We start from the raw sequence: 22,189 nt of genomic DNA on the forward strand, positions 1-22,189 counted from the left end.
GCCATGCCCTTTTCCATCCGAGCCGCCATGTTGGCAGCCACACTGCTACCGGTGTTCACGCCGGTATTCGCCGATCCGGTGCAAGACGCCCGCCTGGAGGGGGCCTTGCAAACTGCCCTGTCGCTGAACCGTATGCTCGACCCGTTCCGTATTCAGGTCGAGGTGGATGGCAAGCAGGCGCGGCTTTCCGGTGAGGTGGAGAACGACGTCGAGCGCCAGCTGGCAGAGCATGTGGCTCTGGCTACCCGTGGCATCGAGCAAGTTGACAACCAACTGCGGGTCAATGCCCAGCTGGTGGAGCGCCCGCTGGCGTTGCGTGCCTACGCCCAGCGCCTGGAGGATGCCACCCTGGCCGCCGTGATCCGTGCTCGGCTGCTATGGAGCCGCATAACCGAGAAGGCACCTATAGATGTACAGAGCAGCGAAGGTGTGGTGACCCTGCGCGGCAAGGTCGACAGTGCCGAGGCCAAGGAGCTGGCCGGCGTGGTGGCGCGCACCACGGAGGGCGTGCACCTGGTCAACAACCTGGTCAGCCTCGATACCGCCGCCATGGCCAAGGCCCGGGAAGCTCCGATTGGGCTGCCGACCGGGCCGCAGCCGAGTGACAGCTGGATCATCGACAAGATCCAGAACAGCTACCGCTTCAGCCGCAACCTCGATGGCCTGAACCTGAAAGTGGCTAGTGAAGAGGGGCTGGTTCGGCTTTCAGGCGAAGTGGTCAGCAGCGAGCAGAAAACCATCGCCGTGGAAATCGCTAGGCAGATCATCGGCGTGCGTGGGGTGGACGCGGACCTGCTCAAGGTAGCGACCAAGGTCGAAGGTTGATCGTGCAATTCGCACGACCCCACGGACGGCATCGTGCAGGATACGTCCCTGTCGATTATTGTTTTCCTGTTTAAACGCTTGATTTCAAAGGATTTTATTTGAATCAAAAGGCTGGCATGCAGGCTGCAATTACTTATTCAGGTTTGAACAAGAATTACAGCAGGAGGAGCCGGCATGAACTGCCAATCCGTCAACCGCTTGCAGAGCGCCGCACTGCCCCTGCGCCAGGTGTTGTCACTCAGCCTGGCGCTGGTACTGACTTTGGCCGCTGGCCTCTTCTATTACAGCTGGCAGACCGCACGCCTGGCCGAGCAAGTGGCGGCGCAGACCGCCCTATTGACGCAGATTCAGGCAACCCGTGCCAACACCCTGGTCAAGGCCGCCGACCCGCTGCCAACCGGCCAGGCCACTGCGTCACCGGCCACCTTGGAAAATGTCGTACCCCAGGACCGCTGGGTGTTCTGACCGCCGGCTGAACCGATTCCGAAAAAGAAAGGAGAACCACCATGCTGAGTTGGGCTATCACTTTCCTCATCATCGCCATTGTCGCCGCCGTACTGGGCTTCGGTGGTATCGCGGGCGCTGCCACGGGTATCGCGAAGATTCTGTTCATTGTCTTCCTGGTGCTGTTCGTAGCCTCCTTCTTCTTTGGACGTGGACGAGGTTGAAGATGGGCAGGAAGCGTTGGACAGCCCTGGCTGCCGCCCTGGTACTGGGTGGCAGTGCAGCGGCGATGGCGGCCAATGACGGCCAGGTCCGGGTCGACCAGTTGCTCGGCTCGGACCCGGAGTACAGGGAAACCTGGCAGGACACGATCAAAGGCGAGGAACGCCTGCCTGACTGGGTGGTCAATCTGACCGGCAGTTCCCAGCAGCAGATGTCTGCAGTTACCGAGGACGGCGACAAGTACCTGGTCGGCCCGTTGTGCGAAGGCAAGGACAACTGCACCTACAAGCGCCTGATCGTGGCGTTCAGCTGGGACAAGGATGATGCCTACGGGATGCTCGTGGAGGTGCCCGAAGGTCTGCCGCATGACAAGTCGCCCACCCGCCACGCACAGTACCGCTGGCTGGGTGAGCCGGACGATGGCATGAAAGCGATGCTGCAGGAGCAGCTCAAGCGTGACCCGAACTGGTACTGAGCGTTTGTACGTGGTACGGATGAAAGGTCATGCACTGTCACGTAATAGAAGCTGAACCTTTCTATATTTCAGCCTTCTATGATGCGCCGCCCCGAGGAGGGGCTGCACATGACCAAGGGGCCGGGCTGTTCTGATTGTTGCAGGATCGGAGTGGCCTAGGGGTACAGGGAGTGCCTCCAGCAATGGGCCGGGTCAGGAAAGGCGGAATCGGAAGTTTCAGGTCGGGGGGGGCATCAAGGCACCTGACCAGACCTGACTTCCGAGGAGCCATGTAGGAAACCTCTCTTCCTGCGCGATTTCTTCTTCGGGACACATTTTGTCTCGACCGTACATCAAATTTTTTTCGATCCCCCCAGCGCTTGTTCAAGCGGCATTTCAGCCATTCGGATTGTCGAACAAGCCATCTTCAATGCCATTTATACCCTGCCAAATCTGCCTAAATATGGCGGCTTGGTCTTGTTCGGGATTCCGAACGTTATAAATCAAGCACTTGCAAACCTTCCGTTTTGGTCAGAAATGTTATGCATAAACGGCATGGGCTATGCGTTTCCGGCATTAGATTTCCCCCTTTGCCATCGCAATAGTTGCCGCCTTTTTCGCCGGCCGAGCGCCCCTGTCGCTCGCCTGCGGTGTCCTTACATGAAGTCGCCGGACGGAAGCAGCTGCTGCCCGTGACCTAGCCAACGGCTCTGTTACGCGCGTTTCCGTTGGGTGCCCATGACCACTAGAACAAAGGGTAAAGACATGAAGAAGGCAAAACTGAGCCTCGCCTGGCAGATCGTCATCGGTCTGGTCCTGGGTGTTGCAATCGGCGCTCTACTGAATCATTTCAGTGCAGAAAAGGCATGGTGGATCAGCAACGTCCTCCAGCCCGCTGGTGACATCTTCATTCGCCTGATCAAGATGATCGTCGTCCCGATCGTGATTTCGTCGCTGATCGTGGGTATCGCCGGGGTTGGCGACGCGAAGAAACTGGGCAGCATCGGCCTGAAGACCATCATCTACTTCGAAGTGGTGACCACCATCGCCATCGTCGTCGGCCTGGTGTTGGCCAACCTGTTCCACCCGGGCGCCGGCATCGACATGAGCACCCTGGGTACAGTGGACATCTCCAAGTACCAGGCTACCGCGGCCGAGGTGCAGCATGAGCATGCGTTCATCGAAACCCTGCTGAACCTGATCCCGTCGAACATCTTCGCAGCGCTGATGCGTGGCGAAATGCTGCCGATCATCTTCTTCTCGGTGATGTTCGGCCTGGGCCTGTCGAGCCTGCAGGCAGAGCTGCGCGACCCGCTGGTGCGTACTTTCCAGGCGGTTTCCGAGACTATGTTCAAGGTCACCCACATGATCATGAACTACGCCCCTATCGGCGTGTTCGCCCTGATCGCCGTGACCGTGGCCAACTTCGGGTTCAGCTCGCTGCTGCCGCTGGCCAAGCTGGTGGTACTGGTGTACTTCGCCATCGCCTTCTTCGCCTTCATGGTGCTGGGCCTGGTTGCCCGCCTGTTCGGCTTCTCGGTGATCAAGATCATGCGCATCATGAAAGATGAGCTGATTCTCGCCTACTCCACCTCCAGCTCGGAAACCGTGCTGCCGCGCGTGATCGAGAAGATGGAGAAGTACGGTGCTCCGAAGTCGATCTGCTCGTTCGTGGTACCGACCGGCTACTCGTTCAACCTCGACGGCTCGACCCTGTACCAGAGCATCGCGGCCATCTTCATTGCCCAGCTGTACGGTATCGACCTGTCGTGGAGCCAGCAGCTGCTGCTGGTGCTGACCCTGATGGTCACCTCCAAGGGTATCGCTGGCGTACCGGGTGTTTCCTTCGTGGTGCTGCTGGCCACCCTGGGCAGCGTGGGTATCCCGCTGGAAGGCCTGGCCTTCATCGCCGGTGTCGACCGCATCATGGACATGGCTCGTACCGCCTTGAACGTTGTGGGCAACGCCCTGGCAGCCCTGGTCATCGCGCGCTGGGAAGGCATGTACGACGCCGCCAAGGGCGAGAAGTACTACGCCTCGCTGATGGCCGGCAAGCAGGAAGCGGCCATGGTTGGCGAAGCTGCCAAGCGCTGAGCCTGATGAGCTGAACAAGAAGCCCCGACCTGTCGGGGCTTTTTGTTGCCTGTGAGATTCCAGGCTGCTCGCGGACCCTTTTCTCGAGGCCTGCGCGATCCCTGTGTCAGGTCTGCGGTCTCCAGCCATGCGCCCCGATACGCTATCATTCGGGCATTTTTCAGGGGGAACACACGGATGCTCAACGGCCTTTGGCTTGGCTTTTTCCTGGTGGCGGCAGTGTCCGCCCTGGTCCAATGGCTAATAGGCGGCAACGCCAGCATCTTCGCGGCGATGGTCGAGAGCATATTCGCCATGGCCAAGTTGTCGGTCGAGGTGATGGTGCTGTTGTTCGGCACGCTGACCCTGTGGCTGGGCTTTCTCAAGATCGCCGAGAAGGCTGGCATCGTCGAGTGGCTGGCCAAGGTGCTCGGCCCGCTGTTTGCCCGGCTGATGCCGGAAGTTCCGCCCGGCCACCCGGCCCTGGGCCTGATCACCATGAACTTCGCCGCCAACGGCCTTGGGCTGGACAACGCCGCCACGCCGATCGGCCTGAAGGCCATGCGCGCGCTGCAGGAGTTGAACCCCAGCAGTACCACGGCGAGCAACGCGCAGATCCTGTTCCTGGTGCTCAACGCATCGTCGTTGACCCTGCTGCCTGTGACCATCTTCATGTATCGGGCCCAGCAAGGTGCGGCGGACCCGACCATAGTGTTCCTGCCAATCCTGCTGGCCACCAGCGTCTCCACCTTGGTCGGCCTGCTGTCGGTGGCAGTGATGCAGCGCCTGCGCCTGTGGGACCCGGTAGTGCTTGCCTACCTGATTCCCGGTGCCTTGCTGCTGGGCGGCTTCATGGCCTTTCTCGGCACCCTTTCGGCGGCCGCGCTGGCCAGCCTTTCGTCGATCCTGGGCAACCTCACGTTGTTTGGCGTGATCACCCTGTTCCTGGTGATCGGCGCCTTGAAGCGGGTCAAGGTGTATGAAGCCTTTGTCGAAGGCGCCAAGGAAGGTTTCGATGTGGCCAAGGGCCTGTTGCCTTACCTGGTGGCGATGCTGGTGGCGGTGGGTGTATTGCGGGCCTCAGGCGCCCTGGAGCTGGCCTTGGACGGTATTCGTCATGCGGTGACTGGGCTGGGCCTGGACACCCGCTTCGTCGAGGGCTTGCCCACGGCGCTGGTCAAACCGTTCTCCGGCAGTGCGGCGCGGGCGATGCTGATCGAGACCATGCAGACCCACGGTGTGGACAGCTTCCCGGCGCTGGTGGCGGCGACGATTCAGGGGAGTACCGAAACCACCTTCTACGTGCTGGCGGTTTACTTTGGTGCGGTGGGTATCCAGCGCGTGCGCCATGCCGTCGGCTGCGCCTTGCTGGCGGAGTTTTCCGGTGTGATCGCGGCGATATTCGTCTGCTACTGGTTCTTCGCCTGACGCGGACCCTTGTGGGAGCGGCCTTGCGTCGCGAAAGGGCCGCACAGCGGCCCCAGGATTTCGGCGCTCATGCAAGAATGCCGGGGCCGCTTCGCGGCCCTTTCGCGACACAAGGCCGCTCCCACAAAAAGCAGGCAGGGGTTCAGTGAGCGGGAACGCTGGCTGCTTGCGCAATGGTCCAACTCACCACCTGCCCGGTCAGCTGGTCGCAGGCTTTCCCGAAGCCGGCAACCACCGCTGACACCTGCTTGTCGGCCAGCGGCTGGCGGATTTCGAAGCGTTTGCTGGCCAGAATGCGCTGGTTGCGGCCTTGGACCAGGCGTGCGTCATAGCGGATCACCACCTCCACCGCCCCGCCCGCGCGGTATTCGGTCTGGAACGCCTGCAGCTCGCCAGCCAACTCGTAGTCGGCTTGCAGGTTGCTGTCGTCGGCGCTAAGGCGTTGTACCTGGCCGTCACGCTGGAAACCGTCGAGCAGGCGGTTGCGCAGCAGCACCGGCACTGCGTCGCTCCAGCGCGCGCCCTTGTAGCTGCTGACCACATCGCCCTGGGGAATCACTGCAATCCGTGGCCCGGCCAGCACTTCGCTGGCCAGCGGCTTGTTCAGGCGCAATGACCAGTCCAGCGCCGGCGCCGTCCGGCCGGGCTGGTTCACCGGAAGACGGTACAGGTCGACGGGCTCGCTCTGCGGCAGGATCGAGCAGGCACTGGCCAGGCTCAGTGCGGCCGCCAGGGCCAGCAGGCGCAGCGACGGTTTCATGGTTGGAACTCCTTGTTGTTGTCGCGGCCGAGCAGGTAGCCGCTAGGGTCGGCCTGCAGTTGCCGGGAAATGCCTTTGAGTGCGTTTAGGGTTTCGCGTAGCTCGCGAATCGCCGGGGTCAGCTGGTTCAGGCCCTGGGCACCGTCGCCGATGGCTTCGCGGTTGTCCTCGAGCAGGCGGTTGATGGTGGCGGTGCTCTCGGCCAGTGACTGCATGGCCTGCTCGGCGCTGCCGATTGCCTGCTTGCCTTCGCTGCCCAGCAGGCCGTTGGCATTGCGCATCAGTGCCTGGGTTTCGGCCAGGGTGGCGCTGGCCTGCTTGCCCACCTGCACCAGCTGCTCGATGGCCTGGGTGATGCTGCCGTGCTGGCCAGCGAAGGCGCCGGTGGTCTTGTCGAGGTTGGACAGGGTGTTGCTGAGGTGGCCGATGTTGTCCTCGGAAAACATCTGGTTGGCGTTATGCAGCAGGAGGTTGATGTTGGTCACCAGGTCGCTGCTGTCATTGAGCAGGCGCGAGATTGGCGAGGGCGATGCGATGATCACCGGCAGCTTGCCGTCCTTGCCTTTCAACTCGGGGCTTTGCGGGGTGCCCCCGCTGAGCTGGATGAACGAGTTGCCGGTCACGCCGGCCAGGGTCAGCTTGGCCTGGGTGTCTTCCTTCACCGGGGTGTCGGCGCTCAGGCGCACCCGTGCCAGTACCCGGCGCGGGTCTTTCGGGTCCAGGCGCAGGGTGGACACATCGCCTACCTTGATGCCGTTGTACTGCACCGGGCTGCCGCGGGATAGGCCGGAGACGGCTTCGTTGAACACCACTTCGTAGTCCTTGAAGGCGTCGTCGACACTCGATTTGGCCAGCCACATGCCGAACAGCATGGCGCCGGCCACCACCAGGACGGTGACCAGGCCGATAAGAACGTGATGGGCTCGGGTTTCCATTGCTCAGCGCTCCTGCCCGGCACGGGTGGCGGCCTGCTCGGCTGCGCGCCCGCGTGGGCCATGAAAGTATTCTTGAATCCAGGCGTCGTCGGTCTGCTCGACCTCGGCCAGCGGGCCGGCCACCAGGACCTTCTTCTGCGACAGCACTGCGATGCGGTCGGTAATGGTGTACAAGGTGTCGAGGTCGTGGGTGATGAGGAATACCGACAGGCCCAGGGCGTCACGCAGGGTCAGGATCAACTGGTCGAAGGCGGCGGCGCCGATCGGGTCCAGGCCGGCGGTGGGTTCGTCGAGAAACAGGATGTCCGGGTCCAGTGCCAGGGCACGAGCCAGCGCCGCGCGCTTGATCATGCCCCCCGAAAGCGAAGCCGGGTACTTGTCGGCGGCCGAGATCGGCAGCCCGGCCAAGGCCAGCTTAACTCCGGCCAGGTGCTCGGCATCGGCGCGGGACAGCCCTGCGTGCTCGATCAGTGGCAATGCCACGTTTTCGGTGACGGTCAGTGAAGAGAACAGCGCGCCTTTCTGGAACAGTACGCCGAAGCGCTGTTCGACCAGTGAGCGCTGCTCTTCGCGCAGGCCGGCCAAGTCCTGGCCGAACACCTTGATCTGCCCTTCGTCGGGCCGCCGCAGGCCAATGATGCTGCGTAGCAGCACCGACTTGCCGCTGCCCGAGCCGCCGACCACGGCGAGGATCTCGCCGCGATACAGGTCGAGGTCGAGGTTTTCGTGCACGCTCTGACGGCCGAAGCGGTTACAGATGCCCCGGGCCTCGATCACACGTTCCTGGCCATTCACCAGCCCATCTCCATGAAGAACAGCGCAGCCACCGCATCCAGCACGATGACCACGAATATCGACTGCACGACCGCCGAGGTGGTGTGCGCGCCCACCGATTCGGCGCTGCCGCTGACCTTGAAGCCTTCCAGGCAGCCGATCGAGGCGATCAGGAAGGCGAAGAACGGTGCCTTTGCCAGGCCGACCAGGAAGTGCTGCACGCCGATGTCGCTTTGCAGCAGCGACAGGAACATGGCTGGCGAGATGTCCAGTGTCAGCGCACACACCACCGCGCCGCCGACGATGCCGCAGATCATCGCGATGAAGGTCAGCAAGGGCAGCGAAATCAGCAGCGCCAGTACGCGCGGCACCACCAGCAGCTCCATGGGGTTCAGGCCCAGGGTGCGGATGGCGTCGATTTCTTCGTTGGCCTTCATCGAGCCGATCTGAGCGGTGAACGCGCTGGCGGTGCGGCCGGCCATGAGGATGGCGGTCAGCAGCACGGCGAACTCTCGCAGGAACGAGAATGCCACCAGGTCGACGGTGAAGATGGTTGCGCCGAAATCGGCCAGCACCGTGGCGCCGAGGAAGGCCACCACCGCGCCCACCAGGAAGGTCAGCAGGGCGACGATGGGCGCGGCGTCCAGACCGGTCTGTTCGATGTGCGCCACAACCGGGGTAAAGCGCCAGCGATGGGGTTGCAGGGCACGGCGTAGCAGGGTTTCGAGGATCAGGCCAACGAAGCCGAGCACCTGCAGGGTGTCTTGCCACAAGTTGCCAACGGCGCAGCCGATGCGCTCTAGAAGCAACAGCAGCACGTTACGCTCGGGTTCCTTGACCGGAATGCAGTAGTCCTGCACCGAGCAGTAGACATTCTTGAGCAGGGCGCGGCTGGCTTCGGGCAGGCCATGGGTGCAGCGGGACAGACGTTCGGAGCCGAGCAGTTCGGCCAGCAGCGAGGCACCGGCGGTATCCAGGCGTCCCAGTTGGCTAAGGTCGGCGACGGTATCGGCAGCATATTGCGCCCGCAGGCGCTCGCTCTCACGCTTGAGGCTGGCGTAGTGCGCCAGGGTCCAGTCACCGGTAATGCGCAGGCAGGCCGGTTGGCTACTGGTGTCCAGGGTGGCGCTGGGGGTGGTCATCGGCTCCATGCTACTGACTCGGCGCTAAGGCTTAGGGCCTGATCATAGCGCAGCGGGCATGGGCTGTTTGGTGATTATGTGCTGTCTTCACGGACCTTGGGGGCTGCTTTGCAGCCCATCGCCGCGGTTCGTCGCCACGACAAGCCAGCTCCCACATGGAGCGGGTTATCGCTGGCCCGGTGGGAGCTGGCTTGCCGGCGATGGGCCGCAAAGGGGCCCCTTACACTCACCCTGCGGGCGCGTCATCGACCACCTTGAAGCGCAGCACACCGATGACCTGCCCATCCTCTGTCAGTACCCTCACCTGCCACTTGCCCACCGGGTTCGGCGGGAAGTTCTGCTTGTGGGTCCAGGCCCGGTAGCCTTCCTTGCGCCCGCCATGGATGTCCAGGGCAATGCGATCAACTTCCTGGCCGTCCTTTTGCCACACGTGATAGATCCGCTCGTTCAGACCGCGTGGCGCGTTGATCGCGGTGTAGGCGTACAGGCCGCTGCTACGGATGCGGCTGGCGGCAATTTCGTGCAGCGAATCGCCCGGCTGGCGGTTCAGCACTTCGGTACTGACCGCCACTTCGGTCATCCACAAGGTTGCTGGTGGCACCCAGGAGCGCAGAAGCCAGCCCCCGCCGCCGACCGACAGGGTGACCAGCACCAGGGCCACGGCACGGCGCCAGTTGTTGATCGGGAAGCTGCTGGCAAGGCTGGGAAACGACAGGGCCATGGCTGCGATAAGGGCCAGCTTGAAGCTTTGCGCGGTGGTCAGGTGCAGGATGATCGGCAGCGCGGTCAGCAGGGCGGCGAACAGGGTCAGGGTATGCAGCGCCAGGAACAGCCAGCGCCTCGGTGCCAGCCACTTGTAGTACAGCGGATCGATGATCGAAATCAGCCCGGCGGCACCAAGCAGGCCGGTGAACACCAACTGGCCGCTGTTCCAGGTGGTGGTGATGAAGAAGAACGGCAGTACGAAGAACAGCGATTCCTGGTGGATCATCTGTGTCGCATAGCGCAGCAATGGCTGCGGTATTTCGCGGTTGAAGGTGCGCGCGAACAGGCCGGTGAGGGTGTTTTCCAGCATCAGCCAGAGCCAGCTGACCAGCATGAGCACAGCTACCCAGCTGGCAAGGCCAGCCTGGCGGTCGACTAGTATGAAACTGCCGATGCCGGAGAGGAAACCGCCGAGCGCGATGATGCCGGGGTAGCGTTTGAGCAGTTCGATGATGCGCTGGACGATGTGGGGGATTTGGGGCATTGGGGGCTACAACAGAAAGGATATGGTGGCTGTGCCGGCTTCTTCGCGGGTGAACCCGCTCCCACAGGGACCGCGTTGCGATACCCGCGAATGGGCCGGTACTGGCAAAAGGATACCGTCGTTTCACTGCTCGCGTGTAGCACCGCTCGGTTTTTCCGGACCATGCCGACGCCAGCGCAACAGCCCCGCTGCCAGGATCAGCCCCAACAGCAAGGCAACCAGCCCATAGAGTTCATCATAGCCAAGCAACGGCTTTTCGATACGCACATAGCCATCTTCCTTGAGCAGTTCCTTCAGCGCCTCGTTGGCCTGCGCCAGGCTGACCTGCCGCAGCTTGCGCACCGGGTTGGCGAAGCGTCCGTCGCTATAGTCGTTCAGCGCGCCCCAATAGTAGTCGGCCAAGGCACTGTTGCCCTGGGTGCTCCAGCTTTCCTTGGCGACGCTGGCGTACTTGATGCGCTCGAAGGTGTCCGGGTCGAGGCCTTCCTTGCGCAGGTGATCGAACAATTTCTGCATCACCTCGACCGCCTGGTCGACGTCCTCGCGCTCCAGGTCGGCATTGAGGCTCAGCAGGCCAGTGTCGCCGAAGCTCTCGCGTTGTGCCGAAGGGCCGTAGGACAACCCGTTGCGCAAGCGCAGCTGGTCATACAGCGCCCAATCCAGATAGTGCGACAGCAGGTCGAGGGTGGCCTGATGGTCGTTGTCTAGCACCGGCTCGACGAACAGCCAGTGCAGCTTGACGCTGTCGCCCAGCCAGCCGCGGGTCAGGTCGCGGCGCTGTTCAGCTTGCTGGCCGATGCTTTCCAGGGTGCGGCGCTCCTCCGGCTCGGTGGCGGGCAATTCGCCAAAGGTGCGCTCCAGGTAGGCCGGCAGCAGGCGGTCGAGGCCGCCGACCACGATCAGGGTCATGTTGTTGGCCGCGTACCAGCGGTCACGCAAGGTGTTCACCTGCTCCAGGGTCATGTCGTCGAGGTTGGAGCGCTCCGGGCATTTCAGGCCTAGCTCGGTGGCCAACTGGTCGCTGGCGGGGTGGCCGATGTCCTGGCGGTCGAGCCAGCGCTGCAGGTGGCCATAATGGCCGCCATCTTCACGCTCGATGATGCGCTTGGCGGTGGCCAGGGCCTTGGCATCTATGCGGGTTTCGTGGATCACCGCCAGTAGCAGGTCGAGGACTTTGCGCTGGTTGCGCGCCGGGGCTTCGATGACGAAGGTGGTGTCGGCGCTGCTGGTGTAGGCATTCCACTCGCCTCCCAGCGATTGCAGGCGCTCTTCCAGGCCACCCTCGCCGGTTGCGTCGATGCCGCTGAACAGCAGGTGCTCGAGCAGGTGCGGCAGCTCTTTCTGCTCGCAATTGAAGTCATCCAGGCCGACGCCGACCACCAGACGAATCGCTACATGGTCACGTTCATAGCCGTTTTTCAGGATGACCTGCAGGCCGTTGGGCAACAGGTAACCTTCAACTCGCGAGCGGTCGAGGGCGAATGAGGGCAGGCTGCAGATCAGCAGGCATACGAACATCAGGCAACGCATGGGCGAGCTTGGGTCCTCAGGTAGGCGAAATCACGGCAGGCGGGCTTCGTCCGGCACGCTGTCGAGCATCAGCCCGCCCGTGTCCGAGCCGCCCAGTACCACATAGGCACTGCTACAGAACAAAGAGTTCAACCGTTTCATGTCGGCGATCAGCTCCAAGTGTAGCGAACTGGTCTCGATACTTTGCACTACCTTGCGCTGCAGGCGGCTGACATGGGCGTGGGCAAGGCGCCGTTCCTGTGCGCGAAATCGGCGTTTTTCCCGCAGCAGCAGACGGGCGCTTTCCGGGTCGGCACTGAGAAACACCGACAAACCCAGGCGCAGGTTGGCCAGCAGCTGTTCCTGCAAGCCGGTGAGTTCTTCAAGGCCCACCTGGGAGAACTCCCGGCGCTGGCTGGTTTTCTGCTGCTGGACCTTGCGCAGCATACGCTCGATCAGGTCGCAGGCCAGCTTGAGGTTGATCGCCAGTTCGATGATTTCTGCCCAGCGGCGGTTGTCCTGTTCGCTGAGGCCTTCACGTGAAATCTGCGCCAGGTACAGCTTGATCGCGCTGTACAAGGCTTCGGCGTCCTCGCCCAGGGCGCGGACCTGCTGCGGCAAGGCGGCCTGGGTACCGCGCAGGGCACCGAGCATGGCTTCGAGCAGGCTGTCGACGATATCGCCCAGGCGCAGGGTTTCGCGGGAGGCGTTGGCCAGGGCCAGGCTGGGTGTTTCCAGCGCCGAGGTGTCGAGATGGCGCGGGCGAATCTGGCCGTTGCCGTTTTCCCGTTCGGGCAGCAGGCTGTTGCACAGCCTGCCCATGGGTTTGACCGTGGGCAGCATGATCAGGCAACGCAGCGTGTTGTAGAGCAGGTGGAAGCCGATGACCAGCTCCTGTGGGCTGAAGCTCAGTGAGTCCATCCAACCCACCAGCGGGTGCAGCACTGGGATGATCAGCAGCAAGCCGATCAGCTTGTACAGCAGGCTGCCCAGGGCCACACGGCGTCCAGCGGCGTTCTGCATGCTGGTGCTGATGAAGGCCAGCAATCCGCTGCCGATGTTGGCGCCCACCACCAGGCCGATGGCCACTGGCAGGCTGATCACTTCGGCGCCGGCCAGTGTCGCGGTGAGCAGCACGGCGGCCAGGCTGGAATAGGAAATCATGGCGAACAGTGCGCCGACCAGGGCGTCGAGCATGATGTCGCCGGTGAGCGAAGCGAACAGCACCTTCACGCCCTGGGCGTGGGTAATCGGTGTAGCTGCCTGCACGATCAGCTCAAGTGCCAGGATGATCAGGCCAAGCCCGATCCCTACCCTGCCCAGCTGGCCCGCCCGCGTCTGCTTGCGCGAGAGGAAGAAGATCACACCCAGGAAGATCAGCAGCGGCGACAGCCAGGACAGGTCCAGGGTCAGCACCCGGGCCATCAGCGCGGTACCCACGTCGGCGCCGAGCATGATTGCCAAGGCCGGGGTCATGGCCATCAGGCCTTGGCCGACGAACGAGGTGACCAACATGGCTGTGGCGTTGCTGCTTTGCACCAGGGCTGTGACCAGAATGCCTGCGACGAACGCGAGCGGGCGTTTGCTCATGTTCTGGCTGATGATGCGCCGCAGGCTCGAGCCGAATACCCGGAGTATGCCGGTACGCACGATGTGGGTGCCCCAGACCAGAAGCGTAACGGCCGAGAGCAGGTTGAGCAGGGTCAGCATGGCGACGGCCCCCTGTTGCATTGGCCCAGAGGGCCAAGAGACGAAGCGTGAGCATTTGAAGAATTTTCAGTGCTCACTCAAAGCTTTAGTTGTTCTGCGGAGCTGTCGCCAGCTTCGCATGGCTGTCATTTGTTTGAAATATGGCGGAAATGAAAAAAGGGCCCGAAGGGCCCTTTGTCCTGCACTTCCTGATCTTATTGACCCGGAATGTCCTTGCGCAGTTTCACTGGCTCGTGCTCTTTGCCGTTCTTGCGGGCCAAGGCAGTTCGCATGCGGATGTTGATGGCTTCCACCGCCAGCGAGAACGCCATGGCGAAGTAGACATAGCCTTTAGGCACATGTACGTCGAAAGATTCGGCGATCAGCACGGTACCGACCACGATCAGGAACGATAGTGCGAGCATTTTCAACGACGGATGTTTGTCGATGAAATCGCTGATGGTGCCAGCGCACAGCATCATCACCAGCACGGCGACGATGATCGCGGCGATCATCACCGGTACGTGGGACACCATGCCCACCGCAGTGATCACCGAGTCCAGCGAGAACACGATGTCGATGATGGCGATCTGGATGATGGTGTAGAAGAACTTGCCACCCGCGCCTTTCGGTTCTTCCGGGTTTTCGTCCTCGCCTTCCAGGCCGTGATAGATCTCTTGCGAGCTTTTCCACAGCAGGAACAGGCCACCAAAGAACAGGATCAGGTCCCGCCCGGAGATGCCCTGGCCCAGGACCACGAACAGGTCGGCGGTAAGGCGCATGACCCAGGTGATCGACAGCAGCAGCATGATACGAGTGACCATTGCCAGGGCCAGGCCGAAGATCCGGGTGCGCGGCTGCATGTGCTTGGGCATGCGGCTGACCAGAATCGAGATCATGATGATGTTGTCGATACCGAGGACGATCTCAAGCGCGGTAAGGGTAAAAAAGGCAACCCAGATTTCCGGGCTGGTCAGCCATTCCATGTGTCTTCCTTCGAACGGTAAAGGCGACGCGCCCGGATCCGGGCGCGTCGCGTTAGGGAAATACGTGTTTATTAAAGACTACTGAACAGCGGGAAAATCCCCATCAGCAGCGCGGCGAGCATTATGCACAGGCACACCAGCACTGCCCACTTCAAGGTAAAGCGCTGATGATCGCCGAACTCGATCCCGGCCAGGGCCACCAGCAGGTAGGTGGAGGGTACCAGGGGGCTTAGCAGGTGTACCGGCTGCCCGACGATCGACGCACGGGCCATTTCCACCGGGCTGATGCCGTAGTGGCTGGCAGCTTCGGCCAGCACCGGTAGCACGCCATAGTAGAATGCGTCGTTGGACATGAAGAAGGTGAACGGCATGCTCACGATCGCGGTTATCACCGCGAGGTATGGGCCCAACGCCTCGGGGATGACCGACAGCAGGCTCTTGGACATGGCGTCGACCATGCCGGTGCCCGACAGGATGCCGGTGAAGATGCCGGCGGCAAAGATCAGCCCGGTGACCGCCAGCACGCTGCCGGCGTGGGCGGCGATGCGGTCTTTCTGCTGCTGCAGGCACGGGTAGTTGACGATCATGGCGATGCTGAAGGCGATCATGAACAGCACGGGCAGCGGCAACACGCCGGCAATCAGCGCGACCATCAGGGCAGCGGTCAGGGCACCGTTGAAGTACAGCAATTTTGGCCGGCGCGCGTCCGGGTACTGCGAAACGGTAATTTGGCTGTGGTCGATGTCGTCGGTGGGCAGGTGCAACTCGCCCAGGCGGGCACGTTCGCGCTTGCCGTACATGTAGGCGATGGCCAGGATCGCCAGCACACCGAACAGCATGGCGGGGATCATCGGCACGAAGATGTCCGACGGGTCCACGTGCAGGGCGCTGGCGGCGCGGGCGGTCGGGCCACCCCAGGGGGTCATGTTCATTACCCCGCCGGCGAGAATGATCAGGCCGGCCATGATCCGCGGGCTCATGCCCAGGCGACTGTACATTGGCAGCATGGCGGCGCAGCAGATCATGTAGGTGGTGGCGCCGTCACCGTCGAGCGAGACCACCAGGGCCAGTACCGCGGTGCCGACGGACACTTTCAGCGGATCGCCCTTGACCAGCTTGAGGATCTTGCGCACGGCCGGGTCGAACAGGCCGGAATCGATCATCAGGGCGAAATAGAGGATGGCGAACATCAGCATCACGCCGGTAGGTGCGAGCTTGCTGATGCCCTCGAGCATCATCGGGCCGATCTTGGCGGAAAAACCGCCGAACAGGGCGAACAGGATCGGTACCAGGATCAGCGCGATCAAGGCCGACAGGCGCTTGGTCATGATCAGGTACATGAAGGTGATGACCATGGCAAAGCCGAGGAAGGTCAGCATGGCAATACTCCAGGCGTGGCGCGGCGAAAGGAACGTCGATTCGGGCGGATCAGCGCGCTTGGCGCTGTGCAGGGAGCATGCGGAGAGGGGCTACGGAAAGTCGGGCACAGGAATACATCAGAATCACCATTGTTGTTGTTGATTGGGCCGGGCGCGGTGGTTACCGGGTGCCCTGGCTGACCGGTCTTGTGCCGGTAGTGGGGGCTATCCTATGAGGGCAAGCTTTCAGCCAGCTTTCGCCGAAGCAAAGGTGACGAGAGGTAGGTGATGCAGGATGTGACCGAGGGTGGCTGCCATTGTGGCGCCTTGCGTTATCGGTTGGAGGGCGACCTGACGGACATTGCCCATTGCCATTGTTCGATCTGCCGGCGGGTCAGTGGCGGGCTGGTGGTGACCTGGCTCACCCTGCCCCGCTCGGGGTTCCGGTGGCTGGCGGGCGAGCCGAACTGCTATGTGGCGCCGGCCAGTTGCAGCCGGTACTTTTGTGGGCATTGCGGGGCGCATGTGGCGTTGGTGACTACACATAGCCCGGAGACGGTGGATGTGACGGTGGCGACGCTGGACCACCCGGAACGGGTCAGGGCCAACCGGCATATCTGGGTGGGTAGCCGGTTGCCTTGGTTGCATCTGGATGAGGATTTGCCTTCGGAGGCCGAGGAGAACCTGTAGGCTTTGTGCTGTCTGTGCCGGCCCTTTCGCGGGTAAACCCGCTCCCCACAGTGACGGCGCAGATCTCAGGTGTTGTACAGATCCTGTGGGAGCGGGCATGCCCGCGAAGAGACCGGCACAGTGGACGTTACAATTGCAGGCCACCGGCGGCCTTGTGCAGCGCCCGCAGATGTTCGCCCACCTGCTTCACATTGGCTTCCACCGCCACAATTTCCTTGGCCCGCGACGGCTCCAGCAGCGCCCTCACCTCTTTGTCGAGGCTCGTGCTCAAGCGCAGCAACTGCGCTTGCCGCTCGCTGCTGACCTGCTCCAGATGCTTGCGCTCCTGCGGCTGCGGCAGCCCGTAGCCCTTGCTGTCGAGCAACTCTGCCGGGCGGCTGAGGAAGCCACTGTTGGCAAGCATCTGCCTGAGGGTCGCATCGGCCTTGCTGACGCTGCCATCCTTCAGCGCGGCGGCGTTCAGGTAACGCTGCTTGACCTCGTCCTGGGCCAGCAGCAGTTGCCGGCGCATGCTGGCCTGTTCAAGCAGCAGCAAGGCGGCGCTGGTACGCAGGTCGGCCTGGGCGAACCAGGCCCGCCGTTGCTCGGCGTCCAGGGCCAGCCAGTCCTCGACCTTGTCCTGCTTTATTGGCAACTGCTTCTTCAACACCTCGAACATGGCCTGGTAACGGTCACGGTAGGAGTCGAAGCGATAACCCAGGCGCAACGCTTCGCGGGGGTCGTCGAGCACGCTGGTGTCGGCAAGCCCCCTGCCCTTGAGCACAGCCAGCAAGCCATTGGGCATGATGCTGTCGAGGTCGTTCAGGCGCGGGTTGGCGGTGCCGCTGCGCAGCAGCTTCAACGACTCTACTGCGCAATTGTTGGACAGGAACCAGTAGTTACCATCGTAGCTCCAGTGCATTTCGGCGGCCTGACGCACTAGGTTCTCGATCTCGTCGCGGTCGAGCCGCAAGGGCACCGAGGCCAGGCTGCGCAGTTCGGTCTTGGTGTACTCGTCGATCACCTGGCCCAGCGGCAGCACGAACAGACGCGAGGGGTAGGCACCGACCAGGCCGTCCCAGCTGGAAAGCTGTACATCGTTGACGAAGGCGCGGTACGACAGCACCAGGCTCTGGTCGAGGTCCAGGCGGCAGTCCGGCCCGCGTGGGCGGCCCGGCTTGCAGATCACGAGGCGCAGCATGCTGTGGCCCCAGCGGCTGACCAGGTTCTGGTTGGCTTCGGCCAGCAGGTAGTCCACCTCATAGACCCGCTCGGGGTCGATTTCGCCCAGCGGCTGGCGGCCGAAGTCGCTGCCGGCATTGATGAACGGCAGGCCCTTGGCGCAGCTGTCCTGCTGTGGTGCCCAGCCGAAGTGTTCGCGCAGGTACTGGTTCAGCGCCGGGCGGCGGCAGCCGTAGCTCGGGTCGAGGAGGAAGTACTCCATGTTGACCGCGATGTACTCCTTGGGGCTGCTCAGTTCATAGCTGTCGGGGCTGCGAACGAACTGGCCGTTGTGCTGCTCGCGCTCGCCGCGTCGGCCCACGTACTGCTGCCAGCCGGCCAGGTCGAGCAGGCGCGGGTCGTCGCTGAGGGTGAAGCGGCGCTCGGCCTGGCCACGGCATGCTTCGGGCAGGCCGACCTTGCCCAACGTACCTTGCTGGCGCTTGCAACGGGCGATCAGCGCGTTCTCGGCGCTGGGCCACAGCCGGGCACGGTCATAGATATGGGTGAGTTCGTGCAGCACGGTGGCCAGCAGTTCTTCTCGCACCGTGCCATGCGGGCGGTTGGTGCGTTCGGTGGCTGCACTGCCATCGGTGAGGCTGGGCAGCAGGCGACGATTGAGTTCGAGGGTAGAGACCAGCGATGCCTGGCCATAGGCGTCGGCCGGCATATTGTCGCTCCAGTTGACCCGCACTCGGCGGTTCAGCTTTTGCTTGAAGCTGGGGGGCAGCTTGCCCATGGCTTCGTCGAGCAGAGCCTGAGTGGCCAGGGCCTGCTGTGAATCGAGGCCGGACGCCTGCAGCTCAAGCTGCAGGTCGGCCAGGGCGGGCGTGCCGAGCAGCGTCAGGGCGCAGCCGAGCAGCCAGGCGCGCACGCGGTTCACAGCGCGAGGATGGCTTCAGCCAGTACCTGGTCGCTGGCGTCACGCGCTTGCGGCACGCGCTCGCGCAGGGTGTTGAAGGCAGCCTCAAGCTGGGCGCCGCGGATGTCACCGTTGCTGGCGACAAAGCTGGCGGCGTCGTCATGGGCTTCGCGCACCACTTTTGAATCGCGGATCGAAGTGGTGGTGTCAGAGGTGAAATCGATCGAACGGCCAAAGGCGCGCACGATGATATTGCTGGTGGCCACCAGGGTCTGTGCCTGGGCCAGGTCGGCCAGCAGCAGCATGCCGAGGGTAGCGGCAATCAGCGGTTTACGCATGGAGCATCTCCGAAAAATACAGGGAGTCAGATTTAATTATTGGACGAGAATTGCTTGCGCCAGTTCCAGATCGCCGACGGTATGCCGTGCGCAATTGTGGCGTAATGATTCCAGTGCTGCCTCCAGCCGTGCACCGCGGATCTGGCCGTCGCTGGCGACGAAGGCAGCGGCATCGTCCTGGGCCTGGCGGACCAGTTTGCGGTCGAACGGTGCGCTGGTGATCTGGCTGGTGACATAGCCGGTGATGACCAGGCTTTGCGTAGTGGTATCCATGGCATGGGCGCTGGCCATGCCAATAACGGAGAACAGCAACGGCAACAGATAACGCATGGGCTCTACAACAGCTGGAAACGTGGGCGGCAATGGTGAGTACGGCTGTGCTGGTGGTGACCAGCACAGCTGAACGGCTCAGGCGGGGTCAGAGCGCCAGAATGGCCTGGGCCAGTTGCGCGTCGCTGGCCTGCAGGGTTGGCATCTGCGAGCGGATGTGCAGGAAAGCGCTTTCCAGCTTGGCACCGCGGATGTCGCCCTGGCTGCCAACGAAGCTGGCGGCGTCGTCACGGGCGGCCTGGACGATCTTGTCGTCACGGAACGAGGAGGAAATATCGGAAGTGGCATCGGTGGACGCGGCCACTGCGCCAACGACGGCGTCGGTGGTGACAACGAAGCTGGTGGCGTTTGCGGTGCCGGCCAGGCTCAGCATCAGGGCGGCGCCAATCAGGTATTTACGGGACATGATCGTGGACTCCTGGACTAGGGTCGGGTGGTTCTGCTTTATCGGACGCTCGCACAGCTCGTCGCGTTACTTTTCAACAGTGCGTTCTACCAGACTGTTACGCCAAGCGTATCATGCGCCGGTGTTTCTGGATGTTAATGAACAGCGCACCAATAAACTGTTCTGGTCTGTTTTATGATTTTTAAAACTGTACAGGTTCGCTTGTAAAAGGCTCTGGCATGCCGCCTGCAAACAAAAAACCCGTCGCAGTCACCTGCAACGGGTTTCGGGAATTCGCGGTGCCGACCGAAGCCGGCAAGCCGGAGCTTAGCGCCAGAATGGCTTGCTCAGCTCTTCGTAACGCTGCGACTCGCTGATACCGGCGTCGGCCAGCAGGCGGGCGTCCAGGCGAGCCAGTTGACGGCGGCTGGCCATGCGGCGCTGCCACAGCAGCAAGGTGGACAGAGCGCGCAGCGGCAGCGAAGCGTTGGATTGTTGGGCGTTGCTTTCAAAAACCAGACCGGAACTGAGGGTACGTTCCATGATGTTTCATCCTTCCGCTTATGGCGGGATTAGGTAGTGATTTAACTGATGCCAATGATCCTCCTCTGTCGTCCATAACAGTAGATACAGTTCAGTTGAAAGACGATGGTCCAGTTAACTGTGTAACCCTACTGTTGCACTCGAAACTGGCGTAACTGTACTGGTATGCCCTTATTTGGTGCATTTTCATTAAAATAAAGGTATTTGTCTGCCAGGAAGGCGTGAAATTACCAGTACAGTAGTACAGATTAACTGAGTAACGGCGACCAGGTATCTTGATAGACGGGTTGGACTGTTATGGCCCATTCGCTAGCGAGCATGTGAAGAAGCCGGAACAGCGGGAGCAGGGCCGCCGTTCCGTACCACATCTGTATCAGCTAGCCAGCATGCGCCCGGTTTCTTCCAGGTTCTCGTGCCAACTCAGGGCTTCACGCAGGATGTGCGGGGTATGGCCGCCACGCTGGCAGGCGCGATCGAAGTAGTCGTTCAGTGCTGCGCGGTAGTCCGGGTGCACACAGTTGTCGATGATCGCCCTGGCGCGCTCGCGTGGCGCCAGGCCGCGCAGGTCGGCCAAGCCTTGCTCGGTGACCAGGATGTCCACATCGTGCTCGGTATGGTCGACATGGCTGACCATCGGCACCACGCTGGAAATCGCCCCACCCTTGGCAATCGACTTGGTGACGAACACGGCCAGATGGGCGTTACGGGCGAAGTCACCCGAGCCGCCGATGCCGTTCATCATCTTGGTACCGCACACGTGTGTGGAATTGACGTTGCCGTAGATATCGAACTCAAGCGCGGTGTTGATACCGATGATGCCCAGGCGACGGACCACCTCCGGGTGGTTGGAGATTTCTTGCGGGCGCAGTACCAGCTTGTCCTTGTAACGCTCCAGGTTGCCGAACACGTCGGCGTTGCGGCGGGTCGACAAGGTGATCGAGCTGCCCGAGGCGAAGCTCAGCTTGCCGGCGTCGATCAGGTCGAAGGTGGAGTCCTGCAGTACTTCGGAGTACATGGTCAGGTCTTCGAACGGCGACTCGATCAGGCCGCACATCACTGCGTTGGCAATGCTGCCGATACCGGCCTGCAGCGGGCCGAGCTTGTTGGTCATGCGGCCGGCCTCGACTTCTTTCTTGAAGAAGTTGATCAGGTGGTCGGCGATGCCCTGGGTTTCGTCATCCGGAGGCAGTACGGTGGACGGCGAGTCCGGCTGGTCGCTGATGACGATGCCGACGATCTTGGCCGGGTCGATCGGGATGGCGGTGCTGCCGATACGGTCGTCGACCTTGACCAGCGGGATTGGCGTGCGGGTCGGGCGGTAGGTCGGGATATAGATGTCGTGCAGGCCTTCGAGGTTGGTGTTGTGCGAGAGGTTGATCTCGACAATCACCTGCTTGGCGAAGATCGCGAAGCTGGCGGAGTTGCCCACCGAGGTGGTTGGCACGATGTGGCCCTGCTCGGTGATGGCCACGGCTTCGATGACCGCGATGTCCGGCAGCTTCAACTGCTGGTTGCGCAGTTGCTCGACGGTTTCCGACAGGTGCTGGTCGATGAACATCACTTGGCCGTCGTTGATGGCCTTGCGCAGGGTGCTGTCGACCTGGAACGGCATGCGGCGAGCCAGCACGCCGGCCTCGGTCAGTTGCTTGTCCAGGTCGTTGCCCAGGCTGGCGCCGGTCATCAGGCTGATTTTCAGTGGCGACTGCTTGGCACGTTCGGCCAGTGCATGTGGTACGGCCTTGGCTTCGCCGGCGCGGGTGAAACCGCTCATGCCGACGGTCATGCCGTCCTCGATCAGACCAGCGGCATCAGCCGCACTCATTACCTTGCTGTGCAGGGAGGACAAGCGGATACGATCACGGTACATGGATTGTTATCTCGGGCTACTGAAACTACTGCAGCGCAGTCTAGAGACTTCGCCCCTTGCCGTCCCACGACCATGGTCGTATGAGAAGCCTTGGAATAGAGCCGTTGATCCGGATCAATAAAAGAA

General features: G+C 62.2%; 22 protein-coding genes. 7 read left to right on the forward strand and 15 right to left on the reverse strand.

The window, feature by feature from the left end:
- The first annotated feature begins 3 nt into the window (after positions 1-3).
- The 6 genes from KDB76_RS00715 (at position 4) to KDB76_RS00740 (ending at position 5,446) form a co-directional block, all read left to right on the forward strand.
- On the forward strand, positions 4-825 hold the full coding sequence (locus KDB76_RS00715; protein WP_023661565.1) for a BON domain-containing protein: 822 nt from the start codon (positions 4-6) through the stop codon (positions 823-825).
- A gap of 174 nt (positions 826-999) precedes the next feature.
- Complete coding sequence (locus KDB76_RS00720) at positions 1,000-1,290, forward strand: hypothetical protein (protein WP_013970327.1); 291 nt, start codon at positions 1,000-1,002, stop codon at positions 1,288-1,290.
- Positions 1,291-1,331: 41 nt separating this feature from the next.
- A complete protein-coding gene (locus KDB76_RS00725; protein ID WP_003252966.1) occupies positions 1,332-1,493 on the forward strand; it encodes a DUF1328 domain-containing protein in 162 nt (53 codons plus the stop codon).
- Positions 1,494-1,495: 2 nt separating this feature from the next.
- Positions 1,496-1,966, forward strand: coding sequence for an inhibitor of vertebrate lysozyme family protein (locus KDB76_RS00730; protein ID WP_024087956.1), 471 nt, complete (start codon positions 1,496-1,498; stop codon positions 1,964-1,966).
- Positions 1,967-2,710: 744 nt separating this feature from the next.
- Positions 2,711-4,039 (forward strand): glutamate/aspartate:proton symporter GltP, encoded by a 1,329-nt coding sequence (gene gltP, locus KDB76_RS00735; protein WP_003256981.1) that lies wholly within the window; start codon positions 2,711-2,713, stop codon positions 4,037-4,039.
- Between the two features lie 177 nt (positions 4,040-4,216).
- On the forward strand, positions 4,217-5,446 hold the full coding sequence (locus KDB76_RS00740) for a spore maturation protein (RefSeq protein WP_023661566.1): 1,230 nt from the start codon (positions 4,217-4,219) through the stop codon (positions 5,444-5,446).
- 142 nt (positions 5,447-5,588) lie between these two features.
- On the opposite strand, the gene KDB76_RS00745 is transcribed toward KDB76_RS00740, so the two are convergent.
- From KDB76_RS00745 to KDB76_RS00785, 9 genes are all read right to left on the reverse strand, one after another.
- Entirely contained in the window at positions 5,589-6,206 is a 618-nt protein-coding gene (locus tag KDB76_RS00745) for an ABC-type transport auxiliary lipoprotein family protein (protein WP_023661567.1), read from the reverse strand.
- A complete protein-coding gene (locus tag KDB76_RS00750; protein WP_038408484.1) occupies positions 6,203-7,141 on the reverse strand; it encodes an MlaD family protein in 939 nt (312 codons plus the stop codon). Before KDB76_RS00750 ends, KDB76_RS00745 begins: the two co-directional genes overlap by 4 nt.
- Positions 7,142-7,144: 3 nt before the next feature.
- Entirely contained in the window at positions 7,145-7,936 is a 792-nt protein-coding gene (locus KDB76_RS00755) for an ATP-binding cassette domain-containing protein (RefSeq protein WP_023661568.1), read from the reverse strand.
- Positions 7,933-9,066: an MlaE family lipid ABC transporter permease subunit gene (locus KDB76_RS00760; protein WP_024087957.1), complete on the reverse strand. Its 1,134-nt coding sequence runs from the start codon at positions 9,064-9,066 to the stop codon at positions 7,933-7,935. The genes KDB76_RS00755 and KDB76_RS00760 overlap by 4 nt, the downstream gene beginning before the upstream one ends.
- A 217-nt stretch (positions 9,067-9,283) precedes the next feature.
- Complete coding sequence (locus KDB76_RS00765) at positions 9,284-10,306, reverse strand: DUF5924 family protein (protein ID WP_015268494.1); 1,023 nt, start codon at positions 10,304-10,306, stop codon at positions 9,284-9,286.
- 123 nt (positions 10,307-10,429) lie between these two features.
- Positions 10,430-11,836, reverse strand: a complete 1,407-nt coding sequence (locus tag KDB76_RS00770) for a pitrilysin family protein (protein ID WP_023661570.1) — start codon at positions 11,834-11,836, stop codon at positions 10,430-10,432.
- A 30-nt stretch (positions 11,837-11,866) separates the two neighbouring features.
- Positions 11,867-13,525 carry a Na/Pi cotransporter family protein gene (locus tag KDB76_RS00775; protein ID WP_023661571.1) on the reverse strand — a complete coding sequence of 553 codons (1,659 nt, stop codon included), beginning with the start codon at positions 13,523-13,525 and terminating at the stop codon, positions 11,867-11,869.
- Positions 13,526-13,719: 194 nt separating this feature from the next.
- Positions 13,720-14,490, reverse strand: a complete 771-nt coding sequence (locus KDB76_RS00780; RefSeq protein WP_003256974.1) for a TerC family protein — start codon at positions 14,488-14,490, stop codon at positions 13,720-13,722.
- 71 nt (positions 14,491-14,561) lie between these two features.
- The gene (locus tag KDB76_RS00785) at positions 14,562-15,869 is read right to left on the reverse strand and encodes a CitMHS family transporter (RefSeq protein ID WP_024087959.1); all 1,308 of its coding nucleotides are present in this window, start codon (positions 15,867-15,869) and stop codon (positions 14,562-14,564) included.
- 267 nt (positions 15,870-16,136) lie between these two features.
- Here KDB76_RS00785 and KDB76_RS00790 point away from each other — a divergent pair, with 267 nt between their 5' ends.
- Positions 16,137-16,538 (forward strand): GFA family protein, encoded by a 402-nt coding sequence (locus KDB76_RS00790; protein ID WP_003256972.1) that lies wholly within the window; start codon positions 16,137-16,139, stop codon positions 16,536-16,538.
- 127 nt (positions 16,539-16,665) lie between these two features.
- On the opposite strand, the gene KDB76_RS00795 is transcribed toward KDB76_RS00790, so the two are convergent.
- From KDB76_RS00795 to KDB76_RS00820, 6 genes are all read right to left on the reverse strand, one after another.
- Positions 16,666-18,621, reverse strand: coding sequence for a DUF4105 domain-containing protein (locus KDB76_RS00795; RefSeq protein WP_038408486.1), 1,956 nt, complete (start codon positions 18,619-18,621; stop codon positions 16,666-16,668).
- Complete coding sequence (locus KDB76_RS00800; protein WP_003256970.1) at positions 18,618-18,938, reverse strand: DUF2388 domain-containing protein; 321 nt, start codon at positions 18,936-18,938, stop codon at positions 18,618-18,620. The genes KDB76_RS00795 and KDB76_RS00800 overlap by 4 nt, the downstream gene beginning before the upstream one ends.
- A gap of 36 nt (positions 18,939-18,974) precedes the next feature.
- The gene (locus KDB76_RS00805) at positions 18,975-19,268 is read right to left on the reverse strand and encodes a DUF2388 domain-containing protein (protein WP_038408488.1); all 294 of its coding nucleotides are present in this window, start codon (positions 19,266-19,268) and stop codon (positions 18,975-18,977) included.
- An 88-nt stretch (positions 19,269-19,356) separates the two neighbouring features.
- Entirely contained in the window at positions 19,357-19,674 is a 318-nt protein-coding gene (locus tag KDB76_RS00810; RefSeq protein ID WP_015268503.1) for a DUF2388 domain-containing protein, read from the reverse strand.
- 306 nt (positions 19,675-19,980) lie between these two features.
- Positions 19,981-20,196, reverse strand: a complete 216-nt coding sequence (locus KDB76_RS00815) for a DUF1127 domain-containing protein (RefSeq protein WP_003256968.1) — start codon at positions 20,194-20,196, stop codon at positions 19,981-19,983.
- A 373-nt stretch (positions 20,197-20,569) separates the two neighbouring features.
- On the reverse strand, positions 20,570-22,063 hold the full coding sequence (locus KDB76_RS00820) for an acetyl-CoA hydrolase/transferase family protein (RefSeq protein WP_024087961.1): 1,494 nt from the start codon (positions 22,061-22,063) through the stop codon (positions 20,570-20,572).
- Positions 22,064-22,189: the final 126 nt, after the last annotated feature.

The sequence above is a fragment of the Pseudomonas sp. JS425 genome (assembly GCF_018223845.1).
Classification (GTDB): Bacteria; Pseudomonadota; Gammaproteobacteria; order Pseudomonadales; family Pseudomonadaceae; genus Aquipseudomonas; species Aquipseudomonas asiatica.

Coding starts and splice junctions, on each gene's coding strand:
- KDB76_RS00715 (WP_023661565.1), top strand. CDS start 4: ATGCCCTTTTCCATCCGAGCCGCCATGTTGGCAGCCACACTGCTACCG.
- KDB76_RS00720 (WP_013970327.1), top strand. CDS start 1,000: ATGAACTGCCAATCCGTCAACCGCTTGCAGAGCGCCGCACTGCCCCTG.
- KDB76_RS00725 (WP_003252966.1), top strand. CDS start 1,332: ATGCTGAGTTGGGCTATCACTTTCCTCATCATCGCCATTGTCGCCGCC.
- KDB76_RS00730 (WP_024087956.1), top strand. CDS start 1,496: ATGGGCAGGAAGCGTTGGACAGCCCTGGCTGCCGCCCTGGTACTGGGT.
- gltP (WP_003256981.1), top strand. CDS start 2,711: ATGAAGAAGGCAAAACTGAGCCTCGCCTGGCAGATCGTCATCGGTCTG.
- KDB76_RS00740 (WP_023661566.1), top strand. CDS start 4,217: ATGCTCAACGGCCTTTGGCTTGGCTTTTTCCTGGTGGCGGCAGTGTCC.
- KDB76_RS00745 (WP_023661567.1), bottom strand. CDS start 6,206: ATGAAACCGTCGCTGCGCCTGCTGGCCCTGGCGGCCGCACTGAGCCTG.
- KDB76_RS00750 (WP_038408484.1), bottom strand. CDS start 7,141: ATGGAAACCCGAGCCCATCACGTTCTTATCGGCCTGGTCACCGTCCTG.
- KDB76_RS00760 (WP_024087957.1), bottom strand. CDS start 9,066: ATGGAGCCGATGACCACCCCCAGCGCCACCCTGGACACCAGTAGCCAA.
- KDB76_RS00765 (WP_015268494.1), bottom strand. CDS start 10,306: ATGCCCCAAATCCCCCACATCGTCCAGCGCATCATCGAACTGCTCAAA.
- KDB76_RS00770 (WP_023661570.1), bottom strand. CDS start 11,836: ATGCGTTGCCTGATGTTCGTATGCCTGCTGATCTGCAGCCTGCCCTCA.
- KDB76_RS00775 (WP_023661571.1), bottom strand. CDS start 13,525: ATGCTGACCCTGCTCAACCTGCTCTCGGCCGTTACGCTTCTGGTCTGG.
- KDB76_RS00780 (WP_003256974.1), bottom strand. CDS start 14,490: ATGGAATGGCTGACCAGCCCGGAAATCTGGGTTGCCTTTTTTACCCTT.
- KDB76_RS00785 (WP_024087959.1), bottom strand. CDS start 15,869: ATGCTGACCTTCCTCGGCTTTGCCATGGTCATCACCTTCATGTACCTG.
- KDB76_RS00790 (WP_003256972.1), top strand. CDS start 16,137: ATGCAGGATGTGACCGAGGGTGGCTGCCATTGTGGCGCCTTGCGTTAT.
- KDB76_RS00800 (WP_003256970.1), bottom strand. CDS start 18,938: ATGCGTAAACCGCTGATTGCCGCTACCCTCGGCATGCTGCTGCTGGCC.
- KDB76_RS00805 (WP_038408488.1), bottom strand. CDS start 19,268: ATGCGTTATCTGTTGCCGTTGCTGTTCTCCGTTATTGGCATGGCCAGC.
- KDB76_RS00810 (WP_015268503.1), bottom strand. CDS start 19,674: ATGTCCCGTAAATACCTGATTGGCGCCGCCCTGATGCTGAGCCTGGCC.
- KDB76_RS00815 (WP_003256968.1), bottom strand. CDS start 20,196: ATGGAACGTACCCTCAGTTCCGGTCTGGTTTTTGAAAGCAACGCCCAA.
- KDB76_RS00820 (WP_024087961.1), bottom strand. CDS start 22,063: ATGTACCGTGATCGTATCCGCTTGTCCTCCCTGCACAGCAAGGTAATG.